A 6,948-nucleotide genomic window follows, 5' to 3' on the forward strand; every position below is an offset into this window, starting at 1 on the left:
AGACCCTTTTCTAACCCCGGGGAATCCGGGTTTTTTTTGCTGAGTTCGTAACTCGAAAGAAAAGGAATCTCTTGGAAGAGAAAATTTACAAGTAAAGCGGCTCACTTGCAAACGATGACGACATCTAGCTTAGATACAGAAACTCCTTTTCGATATTCTTCTGGAAAAACTCCGGACGATTTTTTGACCAGTTTTTTGGGAGATAAAATTCGAAAACGAAGACTGGAGTTAGGGTTCTCCATGGAGAAGGTCGCACAAATCGCTCAGGTCAGTCGAGGAATGTTGGGTTTGATAGAAACCGGAAAGACTACTCCTAGCATCGCGATACTTTGGAAATTGTCCAAAGCTCTTCGCACTCAGGTGGCGGATTTTTTACCCGACGTTTCCCTACACGGCCCGAAGGTATTTAAGAAAGAAGAATCTAAACTTCTTTCGCTTCATAAGGATCAATTGAGCGCCCGAGTTTTGTTCAAAGACGAGGAGAATCATCTGGAGTTTTTGGAAGTGGAAGTGGCGCCGGGCAGATATCCTTCGCCGATTTGGTTTCAAAAGCAGAAGTCGCAGACCGTTTCCTTGGTTTTCGGTGAAGTCGGATTCGTTTTCGGAGAAAAGAAAAATCAACTTTCTCCGGGTGATACGGCCGTTTTCTTGGCCAAGGACCTGCAGGAGATATTCAACCCGGGACGTGACAAAGCCCGTCTTTTTTGGATCAGTTCCTCCGTTAGTTTATAAGAATATTCTAAATTTCACATATATTAGCTTTCCGGCAGAAAACCGTCCACGGAACGGATCAAAAGTAATCCTCCACCTTGGGGAAGTTCGTTTACCCTAAATTCGGGATTGTTTTCCCAAAGATCCAGATCGCATAAAATCAGATCGTATCGTTTCCAATCCGCGGAACCTTTGTGAGCCGGAAGGATTTTTATTTTTTCCTTTTTCAGACTCTGCTTCGATTTTGCGGGAAGTAGTTCCAAGGATCCGTTCATGTCCACAAGGGAAAGTTTGGATCCGTAGTTGTCCGAAATCCTTTTCGCGATCCGCAAAAGGCCCATGTCTTTTTCTCCGCCGAAGAGAACGTGAATGTTTTTTACGTTTTCCAATCTAGTCGAAAAAAGAATTCCCGCGTTACATTCCGTTTCGCTTAGGATCGTGCGGATTTTTCCTCCGAGTATATCGTCCGAAAAAAAGGAACGCGCGGCACCGATCAAAAGAAGTTTAAAATCTCCGTCTTCCAAAATACGGACGATGTCCTTGGTGATGTTGGTGGAAGTTTTGTAGATCGTCTTCAGTCGTATTCCCAAAACGTCCGCGAGTTCTTTCAGAGGTGTGAAGCTGGAAGTTTCGTATTTTTCGGCGTGTGTTTCGGATATGTTCGATTCGGGAGAAAGATGGACCGCGGTAACTTCCCTTTCTTTTTTCTTTTCCGGAAAAAGTCCATAAGCGATTCTTAATAATTCCAATCCTCTGGAATGTTGCGCGAAGGAGATCAGGACGCCGTCGTTCGTTTCGGTCTCGGATTTCGTTTCGCGGGAGAATAGAAGGTCTAAAAGTTTTAGACCCGGTCCGGTCATGACCGTGGTCGTAAGCGCCATAAGAACCATCATGGAGAATATCTCCTCGGAAAGGATTCCCAGATCGTAACCGATGTTGAGAACGATCAATTCCATCAAACCGCGGGTATTCATAAGAACTCCGACCGAAAGCGAATCCTTCCAGTTCTTTCCGGAGATTCTCGCGGCGACCGCACTTCCGCCTAACTTCCCCAATACGGCGACGAATAGGATCAGAAAAAATACGGGCCAAAGTCCGGAACTCGAGAGAAGTCCGAATTTGGTGCGTAAACCGGTGAATGCGAAAAACAAAGGAAGTAACACGGTGAGGCTGAAGTCCTCGATCTTGTCCACGAGATTACTTCTGAGTTCCTTTTTGTCGGGCATTACGACTCCCGCCAAAAACGCCCCGAAAAGAGCGTGGATTCCTATGATTTCCGTGATCCATGAGGATACGAAGATGAACAGAAAGAAGGAAGCGGATATCGTTTTGGTCATCGATTCTTTGGTCGTGTACAGTTTGCCCGCGCGTCTCATCAAAGGAAGAATTCCCTTCCACATAACGAGCATATAGGCGAGCGACATGAGAATCGTGAGAATTCCCGAAGAAAAGGAACCCGCGTTTACGATCGTAACCACGATCGCGAGTATACACCACGCGGTCACGTCGTCCGCGGCGGCGGCCGTTATGGCAAGACCGCCTAACGCGGTTTTGGTCCAACCCTTTTCGAGTATGATTCTTGCGAGAACGGGAAATGCGGTTATACTCATTCCGATTCCCATAAAAAGACAAAATGCGATGAAGTCCACTCCCTTGGGTGCGAGCGGTATATAAAGAAAATAGGCGAGTCCTGCTCCGAGTAAAAACGGAAACATGATACTTGAATGCGATATCACCACCGCGGATTCGGCCTGATTTTTGAGAACCTTTAGATCGAGTTCCATTCCGATGACGAACATGAACATCAAAAGTCCCAACTGACTCAGTATCTGCAGAGTAGAAAGCGATTCTTTGGGAAAAAGAAGTTGGAACCCTTGCGGAAAGAGAAATCCGAGCAGAGAAGGACCGAGAAGAATTCCGGCGAGGATTTCACCGATGACCGCGGGTTGTCCTAAGATCGTCGCGAGTTTACCGAACCCTCTCGCCGCGAGCATGATCACGATGAGTTGTAGAAGAAGTCTGGAAACGGGTTGTTTCAGATGTTCGGAAAATATCTTTCCGACCGAATCGAAGTCCAGAAAACCGGGTCGTTCCACCGCGGTTCGGGTCGCCTCGGTTTTGGAGGATACGTTTTCGACGGAATGCCATCGTTCCTTTTCGAGTTTTAGCCGTTCGCCGGAGCGTAGGATCAGCCCCAACAAAAGTACGAAACCGAATATTAGAAAAATGTAAAAGAAGGATATCTTTTTCATCCGATAAAAACGCCTCCGGGAGCAGAATCCGGTCGAATTACGGTGCCGTCATTCAGATTTTAAAAGGGATTCTTCCTGAAGTATTTTGGCCGCGAATTTCGCGGCTTCGAGAGGAACGGCGGGCCCTTGGACGGATCGGACCCGGACGAGCAAAAGCCAATTCGTCTCCGCCTTTTGAAACGAGGTCCAAAACCAGGAATGGCTTTCGTTTTTGTCCGAATAAAACGCGGAGTCCGAGACGAAGTCCTGGAGTCCGTTCCATTCGCCAGGAAGGTCGTGCGTTCCGCTAGCGTTGGAAACTGAGCCGGGATTTCGTTTTAAATGTCGCAAAACGGTTTGGATCGTCTTTTTACGGAATGGGGAAGGTGGTTCCTGAAGTCGGATTAAAAAATCGGAAAACTCCGAAGGGGAAACGACGTACGAACCGTCGTTCCAAAATGTGTTTCGATTCGCGGGAAGCGGTTCGGAAAACGAGGATGCGCGTTCCAATAGTTGTTTTCCTTTTTCCGGTCCGATATCGTTCCAGAGTTTCGTAAAATACCATTGCACCGAATATTCCATTGCGGATCCCAAATTCTGATCCTTTTGCCAGCGTATATACGGATATCTGGTTTTGTCCCAGAAAAACAGGGATTGATCCTCTTTGAGATATCCGTTTTCCAGCGCGGCGAGCGCGAGGACCGCGTGATACAGGGAAGAAGGCGGGGTTTTATTAGAACATTCTTCTTTTTGAAAGTAGATTTTGTTTCTCGCGGTTACGTTCGTCAAAATCGCGCAGACGTATTTTCCTTCTTCCGCGGTTATTTTTTTTTCGGAAAAAGACATCGGAGGTAATTCCGAGCGATAGGATTCGCCCAGGCAGGAACTTGTTACGCTCAGCAAGATTGCGTTCAGAATGAAAAGAAGAAAACGATTCACCAAAACACGATGGAATCAGAAATACGCCGCGATGCAAATCGAAATTATCGCGATCGGTATATAAATAAAAAAGAAATATCTTTTTCCCGCCTTTTTCCAAGGTTTTTCGAGTTTGGGCGCGAGTATTCTTTCGAGTTGGGAATCGTCCGCGCGGTAGAGTTCCGAAGCGTCGTTCATTCCGTAAATTTTGGAAGCGAGTCTTCGATAGGCCTTTTCCCGATGTAGGGAAAGATATTCCCTACTGGCGGATACGATTTTCGGGTCGTCCGAGAAAAGATTGCGGAATACGTTCGGTATCTCGTAGTATTTTCCGATCAACAAGCTGGAAATACGCGTAAACAATCCCAGGTAAAAAAGGGAGGCGTATTTAACGGCTTCCCATTTTAAACCGAAGACGAAGATAAAACAGACTATGTAGGCTCCGTATCCGAAGAGCAGTCCGATGCGTTCGAACCAGCGATTCCAAAAGATTTCGTTTTCGAATTCGAGATCCAGGGTTTGCACGGTAGGAGGGGCGGAGGTTTTTTTCATACGAGGAGCGGGCTTTTTAAAAGTGGTCCGCTCCTCCATAAAAATAAGGGGCGCACAAAATTCAAATAGGATTATGCCGCTTTGCGGTTCAGTTTTCGTTTTCATTTTCGTTTCCGGTGGGCGGGGAAGTTTTCTTTGCCTGAGATCCGATGTGGTTTCCGACAATCAAGCCATACGAGGCCTTTGGATGTCGTCTACCGCACTCAAACGAAAAGAAAGAAAAATTCAGACGGGAGAATTCTGGACTTCCCGTCAGAGACAATCTCATCCGATCCATTACGGCGTGAGTTATCGCGCTTCCTTCAAACCGGAACTTCCTTCGTTTTTTTTAGGGAAATATCTTTCCGAAAGTAAAGGAATCGTTTTGGATCCGTTCGGCGGAAGAGGTACGACTTCCATTCAGGCGAATCTGGAAGGACACGCCGCGATTCACAACGACATCAGTCCTATGTCCTTGTTTTTGGCGAAGTCGAGGCAGAATATTCCTTCCTTGGAAAGTATGCAGCGCGTTTTGGATCGGATGGATTTGAAAAAGAAATCCAGAGAGGAAAAGGAAGATAAGGACCTTTTGGCCTTTTATCACAAGGACACTCTCAACGAGATCAAAAATTTACGGAGAATTTTGTCTCAAGATTCTTCGCCCGAAGTTCAATACATTGGAGTCACGGCTCTTTCCCGATTACACGGACACAGCGACGGATTTTTTTCGGTTTATAGTTTCCCTCAGATTTCCATTCCCGCCGCGGCGCAAAAACGTAACAACGAAAAACGGGGAATCCAACCCGTCTACAAAGAGGTCAAACCTAGAATTCTGCAGAAGATGAAACGGGATCTGAAAACCGCCTTACCTCCGTTTTATCACGAGTTTTCGGGTAGAAACCGCTATACGAATCATTCTTCCTTACATTTGGAATCCATTGAGGATTCCGTCGTGGATCTCGTGATCACGTCTCCTCCGTTTCTCGATAAGGTGAATTACGAAGAGGATAACTGGCTTCGGTATTGGTTTTTAGAGATCGATCTTCCCGAGGACAAAAAGCCGAGTATTTTTTCGACCTTGTCGGGTTGGAGCGATTTTATCCGAGGAACCTTGGAAGAATTGTCTCGGGTTTTGAAACCGGGCGGAGTTTGTGTCGTCGAAGTGGGGGATGTTACTCAAGGGAAAACGATCGTCAATTTGGATGAATCCGTGATCGATGCCTCGGCGGATTCCGGTTTGCAATGGGAGACGACCTTTATCAACGACCAAAAGTTTACGAAACTTTCCAATTGCTGGAACGTTTCGAACAACGAGAAAGGAACCAATTCGAACCGTTGTGTCGTGTTTCGAAATTTTAAATAAGTTGTAGGAAGTCCGGTGGGGCGCAGGAGAGCGTTGTTGTCCGGTGGGGCGCGGATTCGTTTGTAGAGTGAACTTGTGTGGGAACTCACACAGGAGAGCGTTGTTGTCCGGTGGGGGACGCGGATTCGTTTGTAGAGTGAACTTGTGAGGGAACTCACACAGGAGAGCGTTGTTGTCCGAAGTTTGAATGGCTTTCGAATTGGATTCATAGGCCCTCTGTGCGACGATCATATTCACCATCTCTTCCACGATTTTCACGTTACTCATTTCGAGAAATCCCTGAAGTACGTTCCCGAAACCTTCCATCCCCGGTGTACCCGGAATTTCCGGCCCGGACGCGACGGTCTCTTGAAATAAATTTTTTCCGATTGCTTGTAGTCCGGCCGGGTTTACGAAACGATACAATTCCACCTGCCCGATCACGATCGGTCGGATATCGGCGCCGACCTTTACCGTCACCTCTCCTTGTTCGGAGATCATCAGGGTATTTAGGATCGCACCTTCCGGAAGTATGAGAGGCGGCTCCAAAAGATATCCGTTAGACGTCACTACCTGCTGATTGGAATCGATCTTGAAGGATCCGTCCCTCGAATACGAAAAACTTCCGTCAGGCATTTGGATCTTGAAAAATCCCATCTCTCCGGTGATCGCCATATCCAGCTTGTTTCCGGTAGCTTGGAAGGATCCTATTTCGAATAATTTCTGAGAAGCGGCGGCCCGCACACCATGGCCTACGTTGACTCCCGTCGGAATTTCGCTTACGGAAGTTGCGGGAGTTCCCGCAAGAACCTGATGTTGATAAACCAAATCCTCGAAATCCGCGCGGTTCTTTTTAAAACCGGTCGTATTCACGTTGGCCAAGTTGTTCGAAATCGTATCGATGTGAAATTGCTGCGCGATCATTCCCGTCGCGGCGGTCCAAAGAGAACGCATCATAGTCCGGTAACCCTCTTGTCTGTATTCAAGTTCGGTTGTTTTTCGAAATTGGTGAAGAGAATCCCCGCAAAATTCGGAGAAAAAGAGACAAAATTAGGAAAAAGTGTGAGTTCCCGCACAAGTTCACTCTACAAACGAATCCGCGCCCCACCGGACAACAACGCTCTTCTGTGTGAGTTCCCGCACAAGTTCACTCTACAAACGAATCCGCGCCCCACCGGACAACAACGCTCTCCTGCGCCCCACCGGACTTCCTAC

The 6,948-nt window shown here is 47.2% G+C and carries 5 protein-coding genes and 1 pseudogene; 2 read left to right on the forward strand and 4 right to left on the reverse strand.

Features of this window, described 5'->3' with window-relative positions; all coding sequences use genetic code 11:
* Window positions 1-183: 183 nt before the first annotated feature.
* On the forward strand, window positions 184-732 hold the full coding sequence (locus tag EHQ17_RS00215; protein ID WP_246057288.1) for an XRE family transcriptional regulator: 549 nt from the start codon (window positions 184-186) through the stop codon (window positions 730-732).
* A 23-nt stretch (window positions 733-755) separates the two neighbouring features.
* On the opposite strand, the gene EHQ17_RS00220 is transcribed toward EHQ17_RS00215, so the two are convergent.
* Genes EHQ17_RS00220 through EHQ17_RS00230 form a run of 3 tightly spaced genes read right to left on the reverse strand, consistent with a single transcriptional unit; the run spans window position 756 to window position 4,412 of the window.
* Window positions 756-2,963, reverse strand: coding sequence for a cation:proton antiporter (locus EHQ17_RS00220; protein ID WP_135590705.1), 2,208 nt, complete (start codon window positions 2,961-2,963; stop codon window positions 756-758).
* Window positions 2,964-3,011: 48 nt separating this feature from the next.
* A complete protein-coding gene (locus EHQ17_RS00225; protein WP_425460660.1) occupies window positions 3,012-3,884 on the reverse strand; it encodes a penicillin-binding transpeptidase domain-containing protein in 873 nt (290 codons plus the stop codon).
* Window positions 3,885-3,896: 12 nt separating this feature from the next.
* Entirely contained in the window at window positions 3,897-4,412 is a 516-nt protein-coding gene (locus tag EHQ17_RS00230; RefSeq protein ID WP_135590747.1) for a hypothetical protein, read from the reverse strand.
* A 187-nt stretch (window positions 4,413-4,599) separates the two neighbouring features.
* Between EHQ17_RS00230 and EHQ17_RS00235 the strand changes: the two genes are divergently transcribed.
* A complete protein-coding gene (locus EHQ17_RS00235) occupies window positions 4,600-5,754 on the forward strand; it encodes a DNA methyltransferase (protein ID WP_135590703.1) in 1,155 nt (384 codons plus the stop codon).
* A 171-nt stretch (window positions 5,755-5,925) separates the two neighbouring features.
* Here the strand turns inward: EHQ17_RS00235 and flgG are convergent.
* A pseudogene (flgG, locus tag EHQ17_RS00240) lies at window positions 5,926-6,687 on the reverse strand (flagellar basal-body rod protein FlgG); the annotation flags it as partial.
* Window positions 6,688-6,948: the final 261 nt, after the last annotated feature.

The sequence above is a fragment of the Leptospira gomenensis genome, from assembly GCF_004770155.1.
Classification (GTDB): Bacteria; Spirochaetota; Leptospiria; order Leptospirales; family Leptospiraceae; genus Leptospira; species Leptospira gomenensis.

Bases quoted from the DNA above. Each gene is read 5' to 3' on its own strand.
- EHQ17_RS00230 (WP_135590747.1), bottom strand. From the start codon at position 4,412: ATGAAAAAAACCTCCGCCCCTCCTACCGTGCAAACCCTGGATCTCGAA.
- EHQ17_RS00220 (WP_135590705.1), bottom strand. From the start codon at position 2,963: ATGAAAAAGATATCCTTCTTTTACATTTTTCTAATATTCGGTTTCGTA.
- EHQ17_RS00235 (WP_135590703.1), top strand. From the start codon at position 4,600: ATGTCGTCTACCGCACTCAAACGAAAAGAAAGAAAAATTCAGACGGGA.